General features: G+C 31.5%; 22 protein-coding genes and 4 tRNA genes. 12 read left to right on the forward strand and 14 right to left on the reverse strand.

Annotation, left to right across the window (positions count from 1 at the left end; genetic code table 11):
• Window positions 1-16: 16 nt before the first annotated feature.
• From B4E59_RS05340 to B4E59_RS05390, 11 genes are all read right to left on the reverse strand, one after another.
• Complete coding sequence (locus tag B4E59_RS05340; protein WP_291048024.1) at window positions 17-1,246, reverse strand: 3-phosphoshikimate 1-carboxyvinyltransferase; 1,230 nt, start codon at window positions 1,244-1,246, stop codon at window positions 17-19.
• A gap of 2 nt (window positions 1,247-1,248) precedes the next feature.
• On the reverse strand, window positions 1,249-1,575 hold the full coding sequence (locus B4E59_RS05345) for a nucleotide pyrophosphohydrolase (protein ID WP_038333238.1): 327 nt from the start codon (window positions 1,573-1,575) through the stop codon (window positions 1,249-1,251).
• Between the two features lie 91 nt (window positions 1,576-1,666).
• A complete protein-coding gene (locus tag B4E59_RS05350; RefSeq protein WP_291051862.1) occupies window positions 1,667-3,670 on the reverse strand; it encodes a transglutaminase family protein in 2,004 nt (667 codons plus the stop codon).
• Window positions 3,671-3,677: 7 nt separating this feature from the next.
• Complete coding sequence (locus tag B4E59_RS05355; protein ID WP_291048016.1) at window positions 3,678-5,570, reverse strand: DUF3857 domain-containing protein; 1,893 nt, start codon at window positions 5,568-5,570, stop codon at window positions 3,678-3,680.
• 19 nt (window positions 5,571-5,589) lie between these two features.
• Complete coding sequence (dtd, locus tag B4E59_RS05360) at window positions 5,590-6,039, reverse strand: D-aminoacyl-tRNA deacylase (RefSeq protein WP_115002146.1); 450 nt, start codon at window positions 6,037-6,039, stop codon at window positions 5,590-5,592.
• 134 nt (window positions 6,040-6,173) lie between these two features.
• A complete protein-coding gene (locus B4E59_RS05365; protein ID WP_221854400.1) occupies window positions 6,174-6,446 on the reverse strand; it encodes a hypothetical protein in 273 nt (90 codons plus the stop codon).
• 103 nt (window positions 6,447-6,549) lie between these two features.
• Complete coding sequence (gene rsgA / locus B4E59_RS05370; RefSeq protein WP_291048011.1) at window positions 6,550-7,470, reverse strand: ribosome small subunit-dependent GTPase A; 921 nt, start codon at window positions 7,468-7,470, stop codon at window positions 6,550-6,552.
• A gap of 6 nt (window positions 7,471-7,476) precedes the next feature.
• A complete protein-coding gene (locus B4E59_RS05375) occupies window positions 7,477-8,556 on the reverse strand; it encodes a bifunctional 3-deoxy-7-phosphoheptulonate synthase/chorismate mutase type II (protein ID WP_115002148.1) in 1,080 nt (359 codons plus the stop codon).
• Window positions 8,557-8,602: 46 nt separating this feature from the next.
• Complete coding sequence (locus B4E59_RS05380) at window positions 8,603-9,451, reverse strand: prephenate dehydrogenase (protein ID WP_286494950.1); 849 nt, start codon at window positions 9,449-9,451, stop codon at window positions 8,603-8,605.
• A complete protein-coding gene (locus B4E59_RS05385; RefSeq protein ID WP_286494949.1) occupies window positions 9,448-10,590 on the reverse strand; it encodes a pyridoxal phosphate-dependent aminotransferase in 1,143 nt (380 codons plus the stop codon). The genes B4E59_RS05380 and B4E59_RS05385 overlap by 4 nt, the downstream gene beginning before the upstream one ends.
• Window positions 10,587-11,408: a prephenate dehydratase gene (locus B4E59_RS05390; RefSeq protein WP_291051867.1), complete on the reverse strand. Its 822-nt coding sequence runs from the start codon at window positions 11,406-11,408 to the stop codon at window positions 10,587-10,589. Before B4E59_RS05390 ends, B4E59_RS05385 begins: the two co-directional genes overlap by 4 nt.
• 243 nt (window positions 11,409-11,651) lie before the next feature.
• Between B4E59_RS05390 and B4E59_RS05395 the strand changes: the two genes are divergently transcribed.
• Window positions 11,652-12,347: an ATP-binding cassette domain-containing protein gene (locus tag B4E59_RS05395; protein WP_219034021.1), complete on the forward strand. Its 696-nt coding sequence runs from the start codon at window positions 11,652-11,654 to the stop codon at window positions 12,345-12,347.
• A 36-nt stretch (window positions 12,348-12,383) separates the two neighbouring features.
• Here the strand turns inward: B4E59_RS05395 and B4E59_RS05400 are convergent, their stop codons facing one another.
• Complete coding sequence (locus tag B4E59_RS05400) at window positions 12,384-12,896, reverse strand: thioredoxin family protein (RefSeq protein ID WP_286494948.1); 513 nt, start codon at window positions 12,894-12,896, stop codon at window positions 12,384-12,386.
• Window positions 12,897-12,958: 62 nt separating this feature from the next.
• Between B4E59_RS05400 and B4E59_RS05405 the strand changes: the two genes are divergently transcribed.
• Window positions 12,959-13,360: a hypothetical protein gene (locus tag B4E59_RS05405; protein ID WP_219034023.1), complete on the forward strand. Its 402-nt coding sequence runs from the start codon at window positions 12,959-12,961 to the stop codon at window positions 13,358-13,360.
• A gap of 82 nt (window positions 13,361-13,442) precedes the next feature.
• On the forward strand, window positions 13,443-14,534 hold the full coding sequence (gene ychF / locus B4E59_RS05410) for a redox-regulated ATPase YchF (RefSeq protein WP_125348936.1): 1,092 nt from the start codon (window positions 13,443-13,445) through the stop codon (window positions 14,532-14,534).
• A 55-nt stretch (window positions 14,535-14,589) separates the two neighbouring features.
• Here the strand turns inward: ychF and B4E59_RS05415 are convergent, their stop codons facing one another.
• Window positions 14,590-15,729 (reverse strand): methionine aminotransferase, encoded by a 1,140-nt coding sequence (locus tag B4E59_RS05415; protein ID WP_114998290.1) that lies wholly within the window; start codon window positions 15,727-15,729, stop codon window positions 14,590-14,592.
• A gap of 107 nt (window positions 15,730-15,836) precedes the next feature.
• On the opposite strand from B4E59_RS05415, the gene B4E59_RS05420 reads away from it, so the two are divergent.
• The 4 genes from B4E59_RS05420 to B4E59_RS05435 all read left to right on the forward strand — a co-directional run bounded on the left by B4E59_RS05420 (window position 15,837) and on the right by B4E59_RS05435 (window position 21,527).
• Window positions 15,837-17,687, forward strand: coding sequence for a DNA topoisomerase IV subunit B (locus B4E59_RS05420; RefSeq protein ID WP_125348938.1), 1,851 nt, complete (start codon window positions 15,837-15,839; stop codon window positions 17,685-17,687).
• Window positions 17,688-17,780: 93 nt separating this feature from the next.
• Window positions 17,781-18,248, forward strand: a complete 468-nt coding sequence (locus tag B4E59_RS05425) for a hypothetical protein (protein WP_221854409.1) — start codon at window positions 17,781-17,783, stop codon at window positions 18,246-18,248.
• 4 nt (window positions 18,249-18,252) lie between these two features.
• On the forward strand, window positions 18,253-20,820 hold the full coding sequence (locus B4E59_RS05430) for a DNA gyrase/topoisomerase IV subunit A (RefSeq protein WP_219034066.1): 2,568 nt from the start codon (window positions 18,253-18,255) through the stop codon (window positions 20,818-20,820).
• Entirely contained in the window at window positions 20,820-21,527 is a 708-nt protein-coding gene (locus B4E59_RS05435) for a rhomboid family intramembrane serine protease (RefSeq protein ID WP_286494940.1), read from the forward strand. The genes B4E59_RS05430 and B4E59_RS05435 overlap by 1 nt, the downstream gene beginning before the upstream one ends.
• A gap of 56 nt (window positions 21,528-21,583) precedes the next feature.
• Here B4E59_RS05435 and B4E59_RS05440 read toward each other — a convergent pair whose 3' ends face one another.
• Window positions 21,584-22,216 carry a C40 family peptidase gene (locus B4E59_RS05440; protein ID WP_038334971.1) on the reverse strand — a complete coding sequence of 211 codons (633 nt, stop codon included), beginning with the start codon at window positions 22,214-22,216 and terminating at the stop codon, window positions 21,584-21,586.
• Window positions 22,217-22,434: 218 nt separating this feature from the next.
• On the opposite strand from B4E59_RS05440, the gene B4E59_RS05445 reads away from it, so the two are divergent.
• The 5 genes from B4E59_RS05445 to B4E59_RS05465 all read left to right on the forward strand — a co-directional run bounded on the left by B4E59_RS05445 (window position 22,435) and on the right by B4E59_RS05465 (window position 23,467).
• Window positions 22,435-22,506: transfer RNA gene (locus tag B4E59_RS05445), tRNA-Glu, on the forward strand.
• A 94-nt stretch (window positions 22,507-22,600) separates the two neighbouring features.
• Window positions 22,601-22,855, forward strand: coding sequence for a 30S ribosomal protein S20 (rpsT, locus tag B4E59_RS05450; protein ID WP_038334974.1), 255 nt, complete (start codon window positions 22,601-22,603; stop codon window positions 22,853-22,855).
• 12 nt (window positions 22,856-22,867) lie between these two features.
• Window positions 22,868-22,939, forward strand: a tRNA-Glu gene (locus tag B4E59_RS05455).
• A gap of 286 nt (window positions 22,940-23,225) precedes the next feature.
• Window positions 23,226-23,297: transfer RNA gene (locus B4E59_RS05460), tRNA-Glu, on the forward strand.
• Between the two features lie 98 nt (window positions 23,298-23,395).
• Window positions 23,396-23,467: transfer RNA gene (locus B4E59_RS05465), tRNA-Glu, on the forward strand.
• Window positions 23,468-23,470: the final 3 nt, after the last annotated feature.

A 23,470-nucleotide genomic window follows, 5' to 3' on the forward strand; every position in this document is an offset into this window, starting at 1 on the left:
ATTTTTTTGTTATATTTTAAATCGATTTAATTTCAAAACCTAATTGTTTCCAGTCTTCCCAAAATGTTGGGTAAGATTTTTCTACGACCATTTCATTCTCAATTCGAATTGGGTAAATTTGTGCTAAAGGCGCCATACACATTGCCATTCTGTGGTCGTTATATGTTGCTAAAGTTGGCGTTTTTTCAAAATTATTATAACCTTCTATCGTTAATGAATCGTTTGTAATTGTTATAATTGCTCCAAATTTTTCCAACTCATTTTTAAGTGCGACTAAACGGTCTGTTTCCTTGATTTTTAGTGTTTCTAAACCAGTTAAATGACATTTTGTTTTCAATCCCACACAAGTTGCAGAAATCGTCTGTGCAATATCTGGAGTATTGATTAAATTTAATTCGATGATAGATTTTGGTATGAAATTATCTTCATTTTTTAATGTTAAAACTCCATTTTCAAAAGTTGAAATTACACCAAAATTTTCTGCATAAATATGTTTTAAAGCTGAATCTCCTTGTAAAGAATCTTCGAAATAAGTTGAGATTTTAATTTCAGAATTCTGCGATAAAGCAATCAAACTATAATAATATGAAGCTGAACTCCAATCAGATTCTACTTGTAATGTTTGAGCTTTGATGTTTTCAGTAAAAGGAATTTTGATTGTATTTCCTTCGAAAATTGCATTAATTCCAACTTTATTCAATAATTGAATTGTCATTTGAATATAAGGAACAGAAATAATTTTTCCATCCAACTTTATCGTTAATCCATTTTCTAATTTCGTTCCGATCAAACATAAAGCCGAGATATATTGAGAACTAATGTTAGAAGGGATTGTAATAGAATCTTTCGTTATTTTTTTTCCAACAATCGATAAAGGCGGATAACCTTCGTTTTCTTGATACGAAATTTCTGCACCCAACTCATTCAAGGAGTCAACTAAAACTTTTATTGGACGTTGTTTCATTCTTTCAGAACCTGTCAACGTTATTTTTCGTCCATCTTGAATAGAAAAATAAGCCGTTAAAAATCGCATGGCAGTTCCCGCGTGGTGAATATCAACTAAATCACTTTTGTTCGCTAACGCTTTTTGCATTAATTGAGAATCTTCTGAATTTGAAACATTTTCTAATGTCAAAACATTCTCAAATAATTGACTTAATAACAACAAACGATTGCTTTCGCTTTTAGAACCTGTGATGGCTAATTGATTGTTTATCGGAGATTTTAGAGCAGAAATTTCAATCATATTTATTTTAATTTATCATTATTTTGATGACGATCGTGGTCACGTTTTGTTTTATAATCTAATTTTTTGTAAAAAGCTGATTCTAAATCAACACCTGTTTGATTTGCCAAACAAAGCGCTACAAAAATAACATCTGCCAATTCTTCGCCAAGATCTTTGTTTTTATCAGATTCTTTCTCCGATTGTTCACCGTAACGACGTGCAATAATACGTGCAACTTCTCCTACCTCTTCAGTTAATTGTGCCATATTTGTTAATTCGTTAAAATAACGAACACCATGTTCTTTTATCCAATTATCAACGTCTGTTTGTGCTTGTTTAAGGCTCATCTTATTTTAAATTTTAAAAGTTAAAGGTACAAAAATAAAAAGCCAACTCGTATTTGGAGTTGGCTTTATTCGATGTTTAGAATATTTTTTATTATTTTACCAAAATCACTTGCTGACTTTCTGCATTAATGATATTTGTTAAAAATTCTTTCAATGGTTTATAGTATTGTGCAGGTAAAATACTGTATGGAATAACTTTTTGGGCTTGAGCGATAATAAAACCATCTTTTTCAATTACTTTATATGCATATCCACCAGCTTGATCAGGCATTGTAAATTGCTTTTCAGTTGGTAAAGATTCGACTTTGTAACCTTCTGGAATTTTAATTTTAACTGTATTTGTATTCGTAGTTGGTGCACCAAACTCAATATTGTAATTACGTTGATCTAGATTTAAATTATGTTTTGTATTCGCAACAAATAAAAATGGATAGAATAATATTTTATTTCCAGCCACATCTACTTTTACATCATCAAATTTGAATTGATGACGAATTACATTTTGTTTATTATCTTGTGTTTTAAATTCTGAAATTTCAAAATTGTAATCTTCTACAAATTCTTTTTCAAACGCTTTTGGATCATCTGCGATTTCACTTTTATCAAACATATAAAAATAATTATCACGAACATTAGAAAATAAACCTTTCAAATTTCCATCAGCTTTTAAATCTGCCGTAATTGATATTTTATCATTGGTCATAACCGAATTACGAAGAGGAACTTCTTTTATTCCTTTGTCATTTACCATAAACCCACGATCGTTAATTGCCCGAATTGGTAATAAATTAATTTGAGCATTTTTATCAGTTGCATCCATTAAATAAAACTCATTATCTATTGTTGCTCCAACAATCACATAATTCAATTTACTACGAGAAGGAAACGAATAATTGATTAAACCATTTTGCAACGTACTCAAAACAATTGGATTTGCGTCTAATCCAGCTTTACGCAACATAGCTGTTAGCATAAGATTGATATCCGCTGAATTTCCTGATTTTTCGTTAAATGCTTTTCGAATTCCTTTATCTGTATATTGACCTAAATAATCATTCCAAGCCATGTTGTTTTTTACATAATTGTAAATTGCTTGAGCTTTTTCAATATTTGTAGATTTTCCAACAATTGTAGCGTTTACAGTTTCATCTAAAAAATTATTCCCATTTAATTGTCGACCAAATTCTTCGTGATCCATCAAATCTTTTCCAATACGTTCCCAAGTTGTAGAGAAACTTTCTGAAGTTCTACCTGGAGCAACAAAAGAAGCTAACTCAAACTGAATACTTGCTAACATATTTCTCGGATTAAGCACATAAGCTTCGCGAGAATAAGAAGGTAAATTAACTAATGAATAAGTTTGTGTATTGATTTTCATTTTAGCATTATCAATACTTGAATTTTGAGTTGTCCTTCCGTAGATATCACTTTCTCTTTTATTGTGAATTGTATAATTATCTTCTTTAGAATTTGTAGAAATTTTTGGAGCGAAACCGCCTCTCAAATCTTGTTGATAATTAAAATATTCTTGATTTTGCATCGTGAAATTACTTGCAACCACAGGAATCGATTGTTGAAAATACCACGTATCAGTATTTCCATAGAAAGGGGAAATAATTTCGTATGTATATTCTAAGATTGATCCATTTTTTACATTAGGAAATGTAAACGTTTGTTTATCCATAAAACGATGGACTTTATCTAAGAAAATATCTTTTTTCTCAACTTTTTGTTCAACAATTTTTCCATTTTCAAGGTTATAGGTAACCGCTTTTAAAGTAATCAATTTATCTTGATCTGATCCTGAGCTTTTGTAAAGAGGAATTTCTATTTTCAAAACATCATCAGGTGTTTTATCCTTATCAAAAACAATTACTCTATAAAAAACTTTTTTTGTTTGCTCAACACCTCCTTGATTGGTATTAAAACTAACTTTATAATTTCCGTCAGCATATAAAACTTCTGCAGGAGCGTCAGCTTGAATTGTACTTTTTGTTTTCTCGAAATCTTGTTTAGATAGTTTTCCAAATTTTACATCTTGTGCAAAACTCGAAACAGTTGCAACTGTCGCAACAATCGTAAATATTGTTTTCATATTAGTGTTATAATTTTTCTAAAAGTAGTTTTGTGTTGTCGTAACCCGAAATTTGTCTTCTAAATTCTACATATTCGTTGTATTTTTCTTTCGAAAAAGTTCCAGAAAATTGTTTGTAAATACGTTTTATTTCGAATGCATTATTTTCTTTTGGATTGATTTCTAATTGATATTCTCCAAAAGCAGATTTCACAGTTATAGCATCAAATTTTTGTGGTAATTTATAACCAGAAGGAAGTGTCAATGTATACGAAACTTCGTCAACATATCCTGTCTCGATGTTGAAATCAAACTTTCTATCTTTCATTTTTTTGACAGAAGTCTCTTCTTTATTCACTGGAATAATATTCAGAATGATGTTATTTCCTTGAATTTTAGCATAATTTGGTGCTGAAAACTCGAAATTTGAAGTAAAAACAGCATTTTTCCAATCATTATTAAATTCTTTCTTTTTGAATGATATTCCTTGTAAGTAAGAAAATCGATTTTTTAAACGAACATCAAGATCTTTCTCGCTTAATTGATTAAATCTTGCAAAATTCTCATAAATCAAACCTTTGGAAGTTTCAGAAAAATCAAAATTTAATGTTCCATCTGCTAAAAGTGTTGCATTTCCATTGACGAATAATTGATTATCTTCTGTATTGAATTGTTGCGAAGGAATAATTTTTCCGCCTTTTTCATCAACAATTAATACTTTTCTATTTCCTGCAAAATCACCTAAATAATTATAAGGAGCTGTTTGACTTGTTGCTTCTAACCAAATATCTTTTCCATTTAGAGGTATATAAACAATCATGTGATTCCCTTGTTGATACATCATTTGTTCATCAATATCAATTGGATTTCCAGCAAATAATATGGTGTGATACGATTTGATATTCACTGCATCTAACATTCCAATCATATAATTAGATAAGGCTTTGCAATCGCCATAACTTTTGCTCTCAACATAAGAATTCGGAAAAGGCGAAAGTCCTCCAATTCCCAGTTGTACACCAATATATCGAACTTTATTTTGCAAATGTTTGTACAAAATCTGTACTTTTTCTTCATCCGACTTTGCATCTTTTACCATGTTTTGAAAAGTTGATTTTTGAGCTGGAGTAAAATCTAATTTTGTACGAATTAAATTATCAAAAGTCCATTTTCCGTAATCATTCCAATTGTCAAAATTTCCTTTAACACCATCGATATTGATCTGATTTGAAGCTAAAATAGCGCGAGGAAATATTTTTTGACTTCCAACCATTTGATCTTCTTCATTAAATGCCAAAACATTGTTTAATGAATAGCTCAAATTATTGTTATCTCCTGTTTTTGCAATGTCAAAATCTTTAAAATTATCTTCTTTCAATCGAATAGTTGAAGATGTTTTATTTACAAATTGATAAGACGATTTTTCGATTGATAAATTTGCTGCTCGTATAGGTGACCAACGCGGAATCCAAAGTGTATTTTTGTTCGTTGTAACAATTTTATAATGTATCGTGTAAGGATAATTTGTTGGAGTATAATTCAAATATTTTATGCGATCATCCGTGTACATTTGTCCACCTGTAACATAACTTTGGTCACCAAAATCTTTGGTCTTGAATTTTTTAATTTCTTTTCCATTTGCATCATACAAAGTTGCCTCGAATAAGTCAATTTTCGTATTTGCATCATAATTCGCTTGCGCACCAACATAATTATCGCCTGCTTTACTCAAAACTGTTACGACAACGTCTTCCGTATATTTTAATTCATCAACTTTTAGAAGTTCTATTTTTTCTTCATTTTTTCGTACAACAGCATAAGCATCTTTTATCAAATCGGCTGGAATTTGATCGACTGCATAGTTTTGCGCAAAAGAAAATGAACTAATCAAAAAAGTTGAAAAAAGTAGAGTTTGTTTCATTCAATATCTGTTAATCAAGTTATTCTTTATTTTTTGAATCGATAAAAATGGTTACAGGACCATCATTCAATAATTCGACTTTCATATCTGCACCAAAAATTCCTCTTTGTACAGGCTTGAAATTTGATTCTAAAACGTTCAAAAATGTTTCATATTGTACGTTTGCTATGTCCGGTTTTGACGCTTTGATATATGACGGACGATTTCCTTTTTTCGTAGACGCATGCAACGTAAATTGAGACACAACCAAAATATCTCCATTTGTTTGCTGTACATCCAAATTCATCACATCATTTTCATCATTGAAAATTCGGAGTTTAATTATTTTTTTCGAAATCCATTCAAAATCTTCCTTCGTATCATCAGGTTCAAAACCAACCAAGGCCAAAATTCCGCTTTCAATTTTTCCTGTTATTTCTCCATCTACCATTACAGAAGCATGTTGCACACGCTGTAAAATCACTCGCATAATTCTAGTTTTATTGATTTAAAATCGATTTGAATTTAAGAAATTATTAACAAATAAAAAAACGTTACAACTCATCTTTTAAATGTGTTATAACGTTTGTTGTAATTTAAGTTTAGAAAGCAATCGCTATAGGTTTAAGTTAGTTGGTTAAAATAGATTTCCTCATCTGCAATTATCGCATAATATAACTCATAGAGCTTTGACATTTTTTTTGCATTGATGATTTCTTGTTCTATATTTTTTATTCTGTTTTCTTTATTTTCAGAATTATCAAATTCAGCAATCCACAATTTATTTGGATTTAATGGTTTCCAATTTAAATCTTCTAAATGCAATAAAAATCTTTCTTTTTGTTCCTTTGTACATTCCTCAAAATCTAAAGCGATTTTTACGGATAAATTGCTCATTCAATTAATTTTAACAAAAATAAAATGAGAAATTGAATTATTTTTACGTGAAACCGTAATTTGAGAAAATAAAAAAGCCATTTCATAAGAAACGGCTTTTTTATTATTTTTCGGTATAAATATCTTCTTCTAAAAAAGTGAGATAATTTTCGTAGCGAGAAACTGCGATTTCACCAATTTCTACTGCATAACGTACAGCACATTTTGGCTCGTTAACGTGAATACAATTATCAAATTTACAATTGTGTTTCAGTTCTAAAATTTCAGGAAAATAACCTTGTAATTCGGTTTTGTCGATATGAACCAAACCAAATTCCTTAATTCCAGGCGTATCGATAATGAAACCTCCAAAAGGCCATTCGTACATCTGTGCAAAAGTTGTGGTATGTTGTCCTTTGCTATTAAAATCAGAAACTTCGTGCGTTTTTAGGTTCAAATCAGGGTTTAAAGTATTCAACAACGTTGATTTTCCAACGCCAGAATGTCCCGAAACCAAACTCACTTTATCTTTCATTCGATTTTTTACAAGATCTAAATTTAGACCAGTTTCAGCAGAAATATCAAGACTTTCGTAACCGATAGAATTGTAAATTGATTTATAAATTTCTAACTCAGCCATTTCATCTTCCGTGTATGAATCCATTTTGTTGAATAAAATTACAACAGGAATATGATAAGCTTCGGCAGTAATCAAAAAACGGTCAATAAAACCAAACGAAGTTTTGGGATTAGAAAGCGTTACAACCAAAAAAGCAACATCAATGTTAGAGGCAATAATATGCGTTTTTTTGGATAGATTAACAGATTTTCGTATGATGTAATTTTTGCGATCATGAATTTTTGTAATGACTGCAATATCATCTTTGTCAATCTCAAACTCAACCTCATCTCCAACAGCAATTGGATTGGTATGTTTGATATTGGCTATTCTAAATTTTCCCCTAATTCTTGCCTGATAGGTTGCACCATCTTCGGTTAAAAGATGATACCAACTACCAGTAGATTTTATGACAATTCCTTTCAATATTGTTTAAATTTTTTCTTCTTTTTTTACCATAATTTGGTTTTGTTGCGCAACAGATTCTTGGTGAATTGCTTGCAATAATTTGTCAACAAAATCTTCAGATAAACCTAAAGAAACTCCTGCTTTTACAGAATTATCTTTGATTTGTTTCCAACGATCTGGCTGAAAAACTGCCACATTATGTTCTTTTTTCAATTCTCCGATAGAGTTTGCAACTTTCATACGTTGAGCAATTGCATCTAAAATAGAGTTATCTAATTCATCAATTTGATGACGTAAATTCTGAATTCCAGTTTTGTAAATTGCATCTGGATCATCAGAAACACGAATTTCTAAATCTTTTAAGATTTCTAATAAACGAGCTGGTGTTACTTGTTGAGCTGCATCAGACCAAGCTTCATCAGGATTATTGTGTGTTTCGATCATCAATCCATTGTATTCAAAGTTGAAAGCTTGCTGTGCAACATCAAATAATCCTGTTCTGTTTCCGCAAATGTGTGATGGGTCACAAATAATTGGCACGTTTGGTAATTTGTTTTTGAAATCTAATGCAATTTGCCATTGTGGATTGTTACGGTATTTTGTCTTTTTGTACGTTGAAAAACCACGGTGAATAGCACCTAAGTTTTTGATTCCTTGACCTTCTAAACGCTCCAAAGCACCAATCCATAAATCTAAATCTGGATTTACAGGATTTTTAACCAAAACTGTTTTGTCTGTATCACGTAAAGCTTCAGCAATTTCTTGTACTGTAAAAGGGTTTACCGTAGAACGAGCACCAATCCATAAAACGTCAACATCATATTCTAACGCTAATTTTGCGTGATTTGCATTGGCGATTTCAGTTGCGATTTTCATTCCGAATTCGTCTTTTACTTTTTTCAACCAGTTTAATCCGATTGCACCAACTCCTTCGAAACAATTTGGTTTAGTACGAGGCTTCCAAATTCCCGCACGGAAAACTTGCACATAATCTTTGTCCAAATCTTCAGCGATTGTCATCATTTGTTTTTCACTTTCTGCACTACAAGGTCCAGCGATGATCATTGGTTTATCGTATTCTTTTATCCAGTTATTGTTTTCCATAACATTTACAAATTTAAGATTTAATATTTATTTTATTTGAGAGTAATTATTTATTTAATATTCGACGTATGTCGTTTGTGTTTTTTAAATATTGATGAATATCTTCGGCGTCTTTTTCTTCGATCATTTTTCTGATTTTAGAAATTTGAGTTTGATAAGCATCAATAGCATTGAGTAAATTTTCTCGATTCTGAATCAAAATTGGTGTCCACATATCTGGTGAACTTTTTGCTAAACGAACCGTAGATTCGAAACCAGATCCAGCCATGTCAAAAATTGCATCTTCATTCTTTTCTTCTTCCAAAACTGTTTGTCCTAAAGCGAAAGATGTAATGTGCGAAAGATGAGAAACGTACGCAATGTGCGCATCATGCGCTTCCGAAGTCATTGTTTTAACATTCATCCAGAGCGATTGATAAATTTTTCTTACTTTTTTTACTGCTTCTTTTTCGCTTTCTTCAATATCACACAAAATCGCAACTTTGTTTAAAAACAACTCAGGAAAAGCAGCTTTTGGTCCAGAATTTTCCGTTCCTGCGATTGGGTGTGTGGCAACAAATTGTTTTCTTTTGGGATGACTTAAAACTTTTTTACAAATTCCAGCTTTTGTTGATCCCATGTCCATTACAATCGTTTTATCATTAATTTGATCTAAAATCTCTGGTAAAACTTTTTGAATTGAATTAATTGGAACCGCAATCACTACTAAATCTGATTGAGAAAGTGCTTCATTCAAAGGAGCGATTTCATCCACAATTCCTAATTCTAAAGCTTGAATTTGATGTTCAATATTTTGATCAACACCGATTATTTTTTCGGCAACACCAACTTTTTTTAATGCTAAAGCAAAAGAACCTCCGATTAATCCTAAACCGATTACTGAAATTATTTTCATGCTTCTAATCTTCTCTTTACTTCAATCAACTTCTCGACAGGTGCGCAAAGTGAAAATCTTATAAATCCTTCACCATTGCTTCCGAAAATACTTCCTGGTGTAATAAATACTTTTTTATTGTATAAAATTTCATCAATAAATTTTTTATCATCTTTTCCTTCTGGAAGCTTCGCCCAAATAAACATTCCTGCTGCATTGGGATTATATTTTACATTTAAAATATCAGCGATTTCCCAAATGATTCTTCGTCTTTCTGCGTAAATTTTTGTTAATTCATCGTACCAAGAATCATCAACTAAAAGAGCTTTTGTCGCGGCTTTTTGTATCGCAAAATTCATTCCCGAATCCATATTTGACTTTACTTTTAGAATAGAATTAATAAAACTTTCTTTTCCAATCACCATTCCTACTCGCCAACCTGCAATGTTAAAGGTTTTGCTTAATGAATTCAGTTCGATACAAACATCTTTTGCACCTTCAATTCCTAAGATGCTTGTCGGTTCATCGTTCAAAATAAAACTATACGGATTATCATTTACGATTAAGATATTGTGACGAGTTGCAAACTCTACTAATTTTCTAAGAACGTCTTTTGGGGCTTTGGCTCCGGTTGGCATATGTGGATAATTGAGCCACATAATTTTTGGTTTTTGCTCGGCTAATTTTTCTAACTGATCAAAATCTGGAAGCCAATCATTTTCATTTTTCAAATCGTAGAATAAAGGTTCTGCTTGCACTAATTCTGTAACAGATGAATAAGTTGGATATCCAGGATTTGGAATTAAAACTTTATCACCTTCATTCAAAAATGCCATCGAAATGTGCATAATTCCTTCTTTAGAGCCCATAAGTGGCAAAATTTCTGTTGAAGGATTGGCGTCTACATCAAATTTGTTTTTGTAAAAACTTGCCATTGCTTCGCGCATTTCTGGAATTCCGCGATAACTTTGATAGCCATTGATTCCGTTTCGTGAACTTTTGATTAATTCCTCGATCACATCTGGATGAGGTTGTAAATCTGGACTTCCAATTCCTAATGAAATGATTGGAATGTCGGTTTTCATGTTCGCTATTTCTTGTAATTTTTTCGAGAAATAATATTCTTGAACACTTTGTAATCGTTGGGCTTCTGCTATCATTTTTTCCCCAGTTTATATTCGCCTAATATTTCTAAATCCGTTAACTTTCTTGCAATTTTTCCAAGCAATTCATAATATTGTTCTTTTTGCTCGAACGTAATGTCAATATGGAAAGAGTATTCCCAAGGTTTTTCAATAATCGGAACAGATTGTATTTTGTCCATATTTATTCCACATTCTGCAATTTGATTTAATACATCTACTAAAGCACCAGCTTTATGTGGAACAGAAAAACGCATCGAAACTTTATTGAAATCTTCGTAATCGTTGTGCTCGCGTTGCAATACAAAAAAGCGAGTAAAATTATCTTGAAACGTCTGAATACTTGAAGCTAAAATGTCTAATCCATATACTTCTGCCGCTTTTCTTGAGGCAATTGCAGCAACATCATTCAAATCTTGCTCAATAATATCTTTGGCTGTTAATGCAGTGTCGATATCATTTACAACGCGCCATGTTGGATGTTTTTCAAGGAACTTATCACATTGTAACAATGCCATTTGGTGCGAACGAACTTCTTTTATATCATCTAAAGTTTGTCCTTTTTTTACCATCAATTGATGTTGAATTGATAAATAAATTTCTCCAACAACTTTCAAATTATATTTCGTTAGCAATGCATAGTTTGGTAAAATTGCCCCAGCAATTGTGTTTTCAATTGCCATGATTGCTTTTTCAACTTTTCCCTTTTCAAGCGACTTTGCTAAAGTTTTGAATGTGTCGCATTCTACAATTTCGATGTCATTTCCTAAATAATTATTGGCAGCTTCGTGATGATATGAACCAATGTAACCTTGTATTGCAACTCTTTCTTTCATTTTTTTCCACAAAAAAAGTCCCACAAATTGCGGGACTTTATATTATCTTATTATGAATGTTAACAATCAATTTTGACAACGCAGTCCCTGCTCTCCTGGATAATATCCAAAAAAGTAAAAAAAGAATGCGTTAAAATAATTGAATGTTGCCATTTCGTTTTTCTAATTGTTCTACAAATCTAAAAAATAATTTTTCAGTTATCCAAATCTTTTTTGCTAATTTTATCGAAAATTTTTCATCAAATGGGAATAATCATTACAGATTTAGTAAAAAAATACGGTGAACAGATGGCTTTAGACAAAGTTTCGTTTTCTATAAATAATGGCGAAGTTGTTGGTTTACTTGGACCAAATGGAGCAGGAAAATCGACATTGATGAAAAGTATTACCAATGCAATAAATGCAGATTCTGGTGAAATTTCTGTGAATGATTTTAATGTTTCGACGCAACCAATTGAATCGAAAAAGTTGATTGGATTTTTGCAAGAAAATAATCCATTGTACATGGATATGTATGTAAGAGAGTATTTGGAATTTGTAACAAATATTCGAAATGTGCCTAAATCAAAAATTGATGAAGTCATTGAAAAAGTAGGTTTATCACCAGAAAAACATAAGAAAATTCATCAATTATCTAAAGGATATAAACAGCGTGTTGGATTGGCGCAAGCGATTATTTCTAGCCCAGAAATTTTAATTTTAGATGAGCCTACAAATGGTTTGGATCCAAATCAAATTATTGAAATTAGAGAGGTAATTAAAGAAATTGGAAAAGAAAAAACGGTGATACTTTCGACACATATTATGCAAGAAGTAGAAGCGCTTTGTTCGCGTGTAATCCTCTTGAATAAAGGAAAAATTGTAGCCGATCAAGCGATAGAAGAATTTAAAGGACAATATAAAAACTTGGAAGAAGCTTTTCATGTTTTAACACAATAAAAAAAAATCCGTCCATTGAGCGGATTTTTTTGTGAATTATTTCTTTTTCAAGATAAAAACTTCTTTGATTTTTTCTGGATCAACTTTATCGTTTTTCGTTGTTTTTTCAAGTTTTGCAATCAAGTGATTTACTTCTTCTTCAGAAGCTGGACCACCAAGATTTTCTCCATTTACGCGAGAATCTTCTAAAACTTTTCCAGTCGAATCTAAAATTACCCAAAAAGGCAAACCTTGATTTTTTCCTCCTAATTTCTCATTGATAGCATCTCCACCAGGAGTTTCTAAATTTTTCTTCTCTGCACGTTCTTGTACAGTAATAAATGTTTTGACATAATTCGCATCAAAATATGGTTTCACAGCTGGATCGTCCATATTTTTTTCCATCTTTTTACACCATCCGCACCAAGAAGCATGAAAAATTAAAAAGACATTTTTATTTTCAACCTTCGCTTGATTTTGAGCTTTTGTTAATATTTCTGTTGCTGTTTGCGCGTTTACGATTCCTGCGAAAGCAATCATAAAACTTACGATTAAGGCTTTTAATTTCATTGTAATAAGTATTTAAGTAAATGTAAATAAATAATTGTATTTTCAATAAAAAATTAACACTTATGAAACATTTTTTAGGATTTATCTTTTTGCTATTTCTTGTGAGTTGCGCATCCAATAATATAAAAACAATTGAAGGAAAATGGAAACAAGATTTTTTGGATTATAAATCGAAAGTGGTAGAAGTTCCTTTGACAAAGAGTGATGCGGTTATGGATGTTTCAAGAAATAAATCAAAATTAAAAATAGAATTTGATTTTCAAGATGGTTATGAAAAAGATGTGACAGATTCTGTTGTGTTTAATTTTCCTCAACTCAAATTCAGAAAAATAAATCTTGATAAAACTTCTAATTATTATGATTTAACTTATAATGCGACTTGCGATTGTTTTTATGGTGAAATGAAATCATATTCTGGAAATGTATTAAATATAAAATTGAACAGAGTTTCTTCGGTTAAATAAATTTAATGGAAATCATTATCTTTGCACAAAATTATTAGAACATCGTTCTAATATTCAATCATTAAAAAAAGAGACAACATATATGAAATGTGGAATTGTTGGATTGCCTAATGTTGGTAAATCTACTTTATTTAACTGTTTGTCGAATGCAAAGGCGCAATCGGCGAATTATCCTTTCTGTACAATTGAACCAAATGTAGGAACAGTTTCTGTACCAGATACTCGTCTAAATCAGTTAGAAGCAATTGTAAATCCAGAGCGCGTTGTGCCTGCGGTTGTAGAAATTGTAGATATTGCTGGTTTAGTAAAAGGAGCAAGTAAGGGAGAAGGTTTAGGAAATCAATTTTTAGGAAATATCCGCGAGTGTAATGCAATTATTCACGTTTTACGTTGTTTCGAAAACGAAAATATTACACATGTTGATGGTTCTATTAATCCATTGCGTGATAAAGAAACAATTGATATTGAGTTGCAATTGAAAGATTTGGATACAGTTACAAAACGTATCGATAAATCTAAAAAAGCAGCAAAAGCGGGAAATAAAGACGAACAAAAAGTTGTAGAAGTTTTAACAGCTGTAATCGCTCATTTAGAAGAGTTGAAAAATGTTCGTGAGATGGATTTGGACGAAAAAGAGCAAGAAATTGTAGATTCGTTACAATTAATTACTTCTAAACCAGTTTTGTACTTATGTAATGTAGACGAATCTGCTGCAAAAGACGGAAACGAGTGGGTAGAAAAAGTAAAAGAAGCTGTAAAAGATGAGCATGCTGAAGTGTTGATTTTAGCGGCACAAATTGAAGCTGATATCAATGAATTAGAAACGTTTGATGAACGTCAAATTTTCTTAGAAGAATTAGGATTAGAAGAGCCAGGCGTTAATCGTTTGATTCGTTCTGCTTACACACTGTTAGATTTAGAAACTTATTTCACAGCAGGTGTAAAAGAAGTTCGTGCCTGGACAATCAAAAAAGGTTCTACAGGACCACAAGCGGCTGGAGTTATTCATACAGATTTCGAAAAAGGATTTATTCGTGCAGAGGTAATCAAATTTGAGGATTTTATTACATACGGATCAGAATCTAAATGTCGTGAAGCAGGAAAATTAAACGTAGAAGGAAAAGCGTACATCGTACAAGATGGTGATATCATGCATTTCTTGTTTAATGTTTAAGATTTAAATTATATCTATATAAAAAGCTCAATCGAAAGATTGAGCTTTTATTTTTCTACAAACTTTTCAAATTTTCTAAAGCCATTAAAAGTGTTTCATCCTTTTTAGCAAAACAAAATCGAATTACTTTGTTATCTGTTTTATCATGGTAAAATGCTGAAATTGGTATCGTCGCAACTTTATTTTTGATGGTTAACTGTTTTGCAAACTCATCATCAGATAAATCACTTATTTTAGCATAATTTGCACTTACAAAATAAGTTCCTTCGCAAGGCAAAACTTCAAAATTTGTTGAAGCTAAACCTTTAACAAATAAATCTCTTTTTTGTTGAAAAAAATCATTCAAATGCAAGTAATGATCAGGTTTTTCTAAATAATCTGCAATTGCATATTGTGATGGTGTATGCGTAGAAAAAGTATTGAATTGGTGACATTTTCTAAACTCTTTCATCAATTCTTTTTCGGCTAAAATATAACCGATTTTCCAACCAGTTATGTGAAATAATTTTCCGAAAGAACCTACGATGAAAATCTTGTCTTTTACTGATTTTAATTTTGCAAAACTTTGATGCGATTTTCCATCAAATGTAATGTGCTCATAAACTTCATCTGCAAGCAAATAACAATTTGAATCTTTTAGGATTTGTTCAAATTGTTTTAAATCATTTTCGGATAAAATTTTTCCAGTTGGATTATTCGGATTATTAACGATAATCAATTTCGTTTTATCATTAATTTTTTTCTTCAATTCTTCAAAATCGATAGAATATTCAGGATATTTTAGCTGAATTGGAACAATTTTTCCTCCAAATAATTCAACCGTTGGTTGATATAAATCGTAAGCAGGTTCAAAAATAATTACTTCATCATTTGGATGAATTAATGTAGAAACAACATTAAAAATCGCTTGACTTGCACCACTCGTAATGTTAATTTCATTCTGAAAATCGTAATCAGATTGATAAAGATTAGAATATTTTTCTGAAAGTAATACACGCAATTTTTCGACGCCAGTCATTGGCGCGTACTGATTGTAATTTTGTGTTGAATAATAATTTAAACGACTAATTAATTCAGAATCTGCATTAAAGTCAGGAAAACCTTGCGCTAAATTAATCGCTTGATGTTCATTTGCCAATTGACTCATTACCGAAAAAATGGTTGTCGAAACATTGGGTAGTTTAGATTTTATCATATTGGTAAATTAGGTCGTTTTTGCTCAAAATCAAAACAATGAACCTTAATATTTTTAGGAAATTTTTTCTTATTTTTGTAAAACTCGTTTAACACTCAACAACTCAAATGTCAGAATTAGATCAACAAGTAAATTATACGGAAGACAATATCAAAACCCTTGATTGGCGCGAACATATTCGCATGCGACCTGGGATGTATATTGGGAAGCTGGGAGATGGTTCGTCTCAAGATGATGGAATTTATATTTTGTTGAAGGAGATTGTAGATAACTGTATCGATGAATTTGTGATGGGTGCAGGAAAAACAATCGAAATTAATCTGCGCGAAGATGAGGTAACGGTTCGTGATTATGGACGTGGAATTCCGCTTGGAAAAATGGTTGACGCCGTTTCTAAGATGAATACAGGTGGTAAATATGATTCACAAGCTTTCAAAAAATCGGTTGGTTTAAATGGTGTTGGTACAAAAGCTGTAAATGCGTTGTCAACATCGTTTCGAGTGCAATCTATTCGAGATGGAAAAACACGTATTGCAGAGTTTGAGCAAGGGATTTTAGCAAATCAAGAAGATGAAAAAGAAACATCTTTACGAAAAGGAACTAAAATTACATTTATCCCAGATAAATCGATTTTCTTGAATTTTAAATTCAGAAAAGAATATGTAGACAAAATGTTGAAAAACTATGTTTACTTAAATCCAGGATTGAAAATTATTTTCAATGGAGAAGAATTCTTTTCGAAAGACGGATTGAAAGATTTATTGAATGATAATATCGAGGAAGAAACAATTTATGATATCATCCATTTGAAAGGAGAAGATATCGAAATTGCGATGACGCACAGCTCGAAATCATATTCGGAAACGTATTATTCTTTTGTGAATGGTCAAAATACAACGCAAGGAGGAACACATTTAACAGCTTTTAAAGAGGCTGTTGTGAAAACTGTTCGCGAATTTTATAATAAAAATTATGATCCTGCGGATATTAGAAAATCAATTATTGGAGCAATTTCGATCAAAGTAATTGAGCCAGTTTTTGAATCGCAAACAAAAACTAAACTTGGTTCGAATGAAATTGGACCAGGAATGACAACGGTTCGCACGTTTGTAAATGATTTTATCAAAACGAATCTTGACAACTTTTTACATAAAAATACAGAAGTTGCGCAAGCATTAGAACGCAAGATTAAACAATCAGAAACGGAACGAAAAGAGCTTTCTGGAATTCGAAAATTAGCGCGTGATCGCGCCAAAAAAGTTAGTTTACATAACAAGAAATTGCGCGATTGTCGTCAACATTATAATGATCCGAAAGCTGAATTACGTTTAGATACAACTATTTTTATTACCGAGGGAGATTCGGCAAGTGGATCGATTACCAAAAGTAGAAGTGTAGAAACGCAAGCGGTTTTTAGTTTGAGAGGAAAACCGTTGAATTCATACGGTTTGACAAAGAAAATTGTTTATGAAAACGAAGAATTTAATCTTTTACAAGCGGCATTAAACATCGAAGAAGGATTAGAAGATTTACGTTACAATAATGTTGTAATTGCAACTGATGCTGACGTCGATGGAATGCACATTCGTTTGTTGATTATTACATTTTTCTTACAATTTTTCCCAGAATTGATCAAAGAGGGACATTTGTATATTTTGCAAACACCACTTTTTCGTGTGAGAAACAAGAAGGAAACACGTTATTGTTATTCTGAACCAGAACGTATAAAAGCGTTGGAAGAAGTTAAAAATCCAGAGATTACACGATTCAAAGGATTAGGTGAAATTTCGCCAGATGAGTTCAAACATTTTATCGGAAAAGATATTCGTTTAGAACCAGTAATGATTGGAAAAGATCAAACCATCGAAAGTCTTTTAGAATTTTACATGGGAAAAAATACACCAACAAGACAAGAATTTATTATTAACAATTTGGCTGTAGAAGCTATTAAAAATTAGAATATTTTATAAAAAACTTACTTTCTATCTAACCTAAACACCTATTTTATAAATATGAAGAAGAATAATAAAAATGTGATACAGCTCTTTAAAATGCTAAATTTCACCATCGTTATTTTAATCATTCTAAACCTTATTATGTATGCTGGTATTTTACCTTACAAGTATCACATAATACCACCTTATGTTGTTGCAATTTTTATAGCGTTGTTTATTTATGTAAGCTATAAAAGTGGAAATCAATTTTTTGCGATAGACACAAAAGGTGAAACCATAACTTTTGAAACGAAGAATGTTGGATTTTTATCCTTCTTAGATTCAAAAACGAACAAAATCGATTTACCGAAGTATAAATTGATCAAATACGATTTTCAGAAAGGAATTCTTTCAAAAAACGTTGTCTTTTATATTAACAGTAAAAAGAATCCTACCAATTTAACAAAAGTCAAATTTCGTTTAGCATTCATTTCTAACCGAAATATTAATATTATTTTGACTGAATTAGACAAAATTGTGGAGTCTAATTGTATGGTCAAAAACAATGTAGAAGTAGCTATTTAACATGATGCAAGACAATCAAGAGAGCATCAAGAAGGTTTCTGGTATGTACCAAGAATGGTTTCTTGACTATGCCTCTTATGTAATTTTAGAACGAGCAATTCCATCTATTTATGATGGGTTGAAACCAGTTCAGCGTAGAATTTTACATTCAATGCGCGAGTTGGAAGACGGACGATATAACAAAGTTGCGAACATTGTAGGAAATACGATGAAATATCACCCGCATGGTGATATGGCGATTTCTGATGCAATGGTTCAAATTGGTCAAAAAGAATTGTTGATCGATATGCAAGGAAACTGGGGAAATATTTACACTGGTGACCGAGCAGCTGCGTCGCGTTATATCGAAGCTCGATTAACTAAATTTGCGTTAGAAGTTGTCTATAATCCAAAAACTACAAAATGGCAACCATCTTATGATGGTCGAAATAAAGAACCAATTGATCTTCCAATCAAATTTCCTTTGCTTTTGGCACAAGGAGTAGAAGGAATTGCAGTTGGTTTGTCAACAAAGATTTTGCCACACAATTTCAATGAGTTAATTGATGCGTCAATTTTACATTTAAAAGGAAAGAAATTTCAAATTTTCCCAGATTTTTTAACTTCTGGATTGGTTGATGTTTCCGATTATAATGATGGATTGCGTGGTGGTAAAGTGCGTATTCGTGCAAAGATTTTGCAAGAAGATAAAACAACGTTAAAAATTACGGAAATTCCTTACGGCACAACGACAGGATCTTTGATTGATTCAGTTTTAAAAGCCAATGATAAAGGTAAAATCAAGATCAAAAAGATTGAAGATAATACAGCGGCTGAAGTTGAGATTTTAATTCATCTTGTTCCAGGAAGTAGTCCAGACAAAACAATTGATGCATTGTATGCATTCACGGATTGCGAGATTTCTATTTCGCCAAATGCGTGTGTGATTAATGAACAAACACCAGAATTTTTAACAGTTTCTGAAATTTTAATTCACAATACAAACAATACAGTTGAATTGTTGAAAAAAGAGTTAGAAATTGAGTTAGATGAACTGCAAGAACAATGGCATTTTTCTTCGTTGGAACGAATTTTTATCGAGAATAGAATTTATCACGATATCGAAGAAGAAGAAACATGGGAAGGTGTAATTTCTGCGATTGATAAAGGGCTGAAGCCACATATTGCGCATTTAATTCGTCCAGTTACGGAAGAAGATATTACGCGTTTAACAGAAATTCGAATCAAACGTATTTCAAAATTTGATTTAGATAAAGCACAACAATTTATTGAATCATTAGAAGATAAAATCGAGAATGTAAAACATCATTTAGCAAATTTGATTGATTATGCGATCGATTATTTCAAAAACCTAAAGACAAAATACGGAAAAGGAAAAGAACGTAAAACAGAAATTAGAACATTTGATACGATTGATGCGACAAAAGTTGCCGTTGCAAATACACGTTTTTATGTGGATAGAAACGAAGGTTTTATCGGAACTTCATTGAAAAAAGACGAGTATTTATTCGAGTGTTCTGATATTGATGATATTGTGGTTTTCAAACATGATGGTTCGATGATTGTGACAAAAGTTGATGCAAAAACTTTTGTTGGAAAAGGAATTATTCATGTTGGAATTTGGCATAAAAATGATAAACGTACCATTTATAACTTGATTTATCGCGATGGTAAAAATGGTCCGGCTTATCAAAAACGTTTTGCTGTAACGGGAATTACTCGCGATAAAGAATATGATTTAACGGCTGGTAATAAAGGTTCGGAAGTGTTGTATTTTTCAGCAAATCCAAATGGAGAAGCCGAAGTTGTATCAATTATTTTAAAAACTCATCAACGAATCAAAAAATTAAAATTTGATATTAATTTTGCTGATTTAGCGATTAAAGGTCGTGCATCAAAAGGAAATTTAGTAACAAAATATCCAATCAAAAAAGTAGAATTGAAAGAGGAAGGAGTTTCGACTTTAGCACCTCGTCAAATTTGGTTTGATACGGATACAAAACGCCTAAATGCAGATGGATTGGGGATTTTATTAGGTTCTTTTAAGGGTGATGATAAAATTTTAACGATTAATAAAAAAGGTGAAGCAAAATTGGTTTCGTTTGATTTGAGTAATCGTTTTGACGAAGATTTAGAAATTATCGAGAAATGGAAACCTTCAAAACCGATTTCTTGCGTGTATTATGATGCAGAAAAAGATCGTTATTTTGTGAAACGTTTCCTTTTAGAAGATACATTTTCTCCACAAACTTTTTATACGTTAGAAGATGGTAAATCATCAATAAAAGTTGTTTCGACAGATTATTTACCAGTTATTGAGTTGATTTTCCCGAAAGTAAAAGGTTTAGAAAAAGAACCAGAAGTGATAAATTTAGAAGAATTTATTACAGTTAAAGGAATTAAAGCGCAAGGAAATCAATTGACGACATATAAATTAAAACAGATTAATGTGTTAGAACCGCTTCCATTCGAAGAACCAGAAGAAGAGGAGGAGTCAGAAGAAGAGCCGCAGCCGACGCTATTTGATGCGATTGAGGAGGATAATAATGAAGAAGAAAATATAGAAGAATAATGGGAGACATCTCTATTGTGGCATTAGTCGTTATTGGATTGAATGTTTTGGTAAGTTGGAAAGGTTTTAACGATTTAGCTTTTTTTGAAAAATATAAATTCCAAGTAGGGTCGATATTATATAATAAGGAATACTATAGAATTTTAAGTTCAGGATTTTTACATGTTGATTTTACTCATTTGTTATTCAATATGTTAACTCTTTACTTTTTTGCGAATCCTGTTATCGGTTTTTTTGCAAGTCCAGAAGGATTTTTATTAGGAGACTTTTCGAATGCTAAACTAAATGTAGGTTACGGAATGTTTCTTTTAGTTTTTTTTGCAGCGGTTATTGGCGGAAATCTTTTGTCTTTGTTGATTCACAAGAAAGAAACTTTTTATTCGGCAGTAGGAGCTTCTGGAGGAGTCACAGGGATTTTATTCGCTGCAATTGCAGCTTTTCCTGAAATGGAATTAAGATTATTTTTTGCTTTACCAATTCCAGCCTGGATTTTCGGAATTTTATATTTAGGATATTCAGTTTATGGAATGAAAACTAATTTAGGGAACATCGGGCATTCAGCGCATTTAGGTGGAGCAATTGTGGGATTATTATCTGCAATATTATTTTATCCAACAATTTTACAAATCAATACATATTATATTTTAGGAATGATTGTTCCATTAATTGTATTGCTTGTGATGATTTTGAGAGAACATCGAAAATAAAAAAATAAGACAAAAAAAAAGCATCAAAATTACTTGATGCTTTTTTTATGATAATGTTATAATATTCTTTTTACGTATAAGAATTTTGGTCCCCAATATCTATCATTTAAAGAAGATACCATAACACCTTGAGAAGTAGATGAATGAATAAATTCTAAAACTCCATCTTTATTTCTTCCATGAACAATTCCTACATGCGAAACTCTACCACGACCTCTTGTTGCAAAGAAAACTAAATCTCCTTCCTTTGCTTCGTCTGTACTAACTGTAAAACCTTCTCTTGCCTGATCTGCAGATACACGAGGTAAATTTTTATTGAAAGTTTCGAAAACGTTTCTAACAAAGGCAGAACAATCAATACCACTTCTTGTTGTGCCTCCGTATCGGTAAGGTGTACCAATATACGTTTCTGCTTCTTTTAATAAAAACCCTGCAAACAATTCATTCGTTTCTTCTAAAACGCTGTTTAACACAACCATAGATTTCGCTTCATCGTTAATTTCTATTGGTGTAACATCTAAATTGGCATGTTTATTGATTATTTTAGCTTGAGCTTCAATAGCTCTTGGTTTCGGTACGAAACTTCTCGAAGAATATTCTGTAGCTTCACTAACTGGGGTTAAAGATGAACATGATGTAATAAACATCGTGCAAACCACTGCAGCTACACCTAATATCGATGCTTTCATATATTGAGTATTCGTTTGTATAAATTTTAATAGCACCGCTAAAGTAATTGTTAAAATTATAACTCATTATATATAAGAGTTGTTTTGACAAAATATTAACTTCCTTAACATTTTTTAACAAAAGCATATTCAAAAAAACTTTTAAATATATTTGGAAGTCCAAAAAATTGTTCTACATTTGCACTCGCTTTTCACAACAAGTGGTTAAGCCGTCATGCGGCCCATTCGTCTAGTGGTTAGGACATCAGGTTTTCATCCTGGAAACAGGAGTTCGATTCTCCTATGGGCTACATAAAAGTGTTTTAGAAAATTATTAAATTAATTTGGCGAGATAAAATATTTGTTTATATCTTTGCCGAACTAAAATAGAAAGAGATTTAAGTTATGGCAAATCATAAGTCAGCATTAAAAAGAATTAGACAGTCAGCGGTAAGACGCGATCGTAATAAATATTATCACAAATCAGCTCGTACAGCTATTAAAGCTTTAAGATCTGAGTCTGATAAAAATGAAGCAGAAACAGTTTTTCCGAAAGTTTCTTCAATGATTGATAAGTTAGCAAAAAGAAACATTATTCACAAGAATAAAGCTTCAAACTTAAAATCAAAGTTAGCGAAACATATTGCGGGATTAGCTTAATAAAATAAAAGTGGTCCCTTCGTCTATCGGTTAGGACACTAGATTTTCATTCTAGAAAGAGGGGTTCGATTCCCCTAGGGACTACAAATTAATAGATGGATTGCATTATTGCAATCTTTTTTTTCCTTGTTCATAGTTGTTGATTTTTTAAACAACCAGTAGAATACTGTGTAAAGGAAATTGTTTTTTGTGTTTTGTTTGTAAAGGTTAATCATAATGTTTAGATGATTAATCGGGAATGAAAATGTCGCTGTATAATTCAACTTGGTTCAAATTATTAGAATTATACATCGACTTTTCTACAACTCCCAACACAAAATGACGTTCATTCAAAATAAATAATATTCGAATTAATTAATTCATATTAAGTGGTCCCTTCGTCTATCGGTTAGGACACTAGATTTTCATTCTAGAAAGAGGGGTTCGATTCCCCTAGGGACTACAATTTGACTTGATTAAAAAAAATAGTATAAATTTTTCGAAAATTGTTTGGTAATAAAAAATAAACGTTTATTTTTGCACCACAATAATACGAAAGGAGGTCCCTTCGTCTATCGGTTAGGACACTAGATTTTCATTCTAGAAAGAGGGGTTCGATTCCCCTAGGGACTACAA

This window comes from Empedobacter sp. UBA2044 (genome assembly GCF_002333005.1).
In the GTDB taxonomy this organism is placed as follows: domain Bacteria; phylum Bacteroidota; class Bacteroidia; order Flavobacteriales; family Weeksellaceae; genus Empedobacter; species Empedobacter falsenii_B.

What these genes read in the sequence shown, in the direction of transcription:
- B4E59_RS05340 (WP_291048024.1), bottom strand. Translation starts at nt 1,246, where the DNA reads ATGATTGAAATTTCTGCTCTAAAATCTCCGATAAACAATCAATTAGCC.
- B4E59_RS05345 (WP_038333238.1), bottom strand. Translation starts at nt 1,575, where the DNA reads ATGAGCCTTAAACAAGCACAAACAGACGTTGATAATTGGATAAAAGAA.
- B4E59_RS05350 (WP_291051862.1), bottom strand. Translation starts at nt 3,670, where the DNA reads ATGAAAACAATATTTACGATTGTTGCGACAGTTGCAACTGTTTCGAGT.
- B4E59_RS05355 (WP_291048016.1), bottom strand. Translation starts at nt 5,570, where the DNA reads ATGAAACAAACTCTACTTTTTTCAACTTTTTTGATTAGTTCATTTTCT.
- dtd (WP_115002146.1), bottom strand. Translation starts at nt 6,039, where the DNA reads ATGCGAGTGATTTTACAGCGTGTGCAACATGCTTCTGTAATGGTAGAT.
- B4E59_RS05365 (WP_221854400.1), bottom strand. Translation starts at nt 6,446, where the DNA reads ATGAGCAATTTATCCGTAAAAATCGCTTTAGATTTTGAGGAATGTACA.
- B4E59_RS05375 (WP_115002148.1), bottom strand. Translation starts at nt 8,556, where the DNA reads ATGGAAAACAATAACTGGATAAAAGAATACGATAAACCAATGATCATC.
- B4E59_RS05380 (WP_286494950.1), bottom strand. Translation starts at nt 9,451, where the DNA reads ATGAAAATAATTTCAGTAATCGGTTTAGGATTAATCGGAGGTTCTTTT.
- B4E59_RS05385 (WP_286494949.1), bottom strand. Translation starts at nt 10,590, where the DNA reads ATGATAGCAGAAGCCCAACGATTACAAAGTGTTCAAGAATATTATTTC.
- B4E59_RS05390 (WP_291051867.1), bottom strand. Translation starts at nt 11,408, where the DNA reads ATGAAAGAAAGAGTTGCAATACAAGGTTACATTGGTTCATATCATCAC.
- B4E59_RS05395 (WP_219034021.1), top strand. Translation starts at nt 11,652, where the DNA reads ATGGGAATAATCATTACAGATTTAGTAAAAAAATACGGTGAACAGATG.
- B4E59_RS05400 (WP_286494948.1), bottom strand. Translation starts at nt 12,896, where the DNA reads ATGAAATTAAAAGCCTTAATCGTAAGTTTTATGATTGCTTTCGCAGGA.
- B4E59_RS05405 (WP_219034023.1), top strand. Translation starts at nt 12,959, where the DNA reads ATGAAACATTTTTTAGGATTTATCTTTTTGCTATTTCTTGTGAGTTGC.
- ychF (WP_125348936.1), top strand. Translation starts at nt 13,443, where the DNA reads ATGAAATGTGGAATTGTTGGATTGCCTAATGTTGGTAAATCTACTTTA.
- B4E59_RS05415 (WP_114998290.1), bottom strand. Translation starts at nt 15,729, where the DNA reads ATGATAAAATCTAAACTACCCAATGTTTCGACAACCATTTTTTCGGTA.
- B4E59_RS05420 (WP_125348938.1), top strand. Translation starts at nt 15,837, where the DNA reads ATGTCAGAATTAGATCAACAAGTAAATTATACGGAAGACAATATCAAA.
- B4E59_RS05425 (WP_221854409.1), top strand. Translation starts at nt 17,781, where the DNA reads ATGCTAAATTTCACCATCGTTATTTTAATCATTCTAAACCTTATTATG.
- B4E59_RS05430 (WP_219034066.1), top strand. Translation starts at nt 18,253, where the DNA reads ATGCAAGACAATCAAGAGAGCATCAAGAAGGTTTCTGGTATGTACCAA.
- B4E59_RS05435 (WP_286494940.1), top strand. Translation starts at nt 20,820, where the DNA reads ATGGGAGACATCTCTATTGTGGCATTAGTCGTTATTGGATTGAATGTT.
- B4E59_RS05440 (WP_038334971.1), bottom strand. Translation starts at nt 22,216, where the DNA reads ATGAAAGCATCGATATTAGGTGTAGCTGCAGTGGTTTGCACGATGTTT.
- rpsT (WP_038334974.1), top strand. Translation starts at nt 22,601, where the DNA reads ATGGCAAATCATAAGTCAGCATTAAAAAGAATTAGACAGTCAGCGGTA.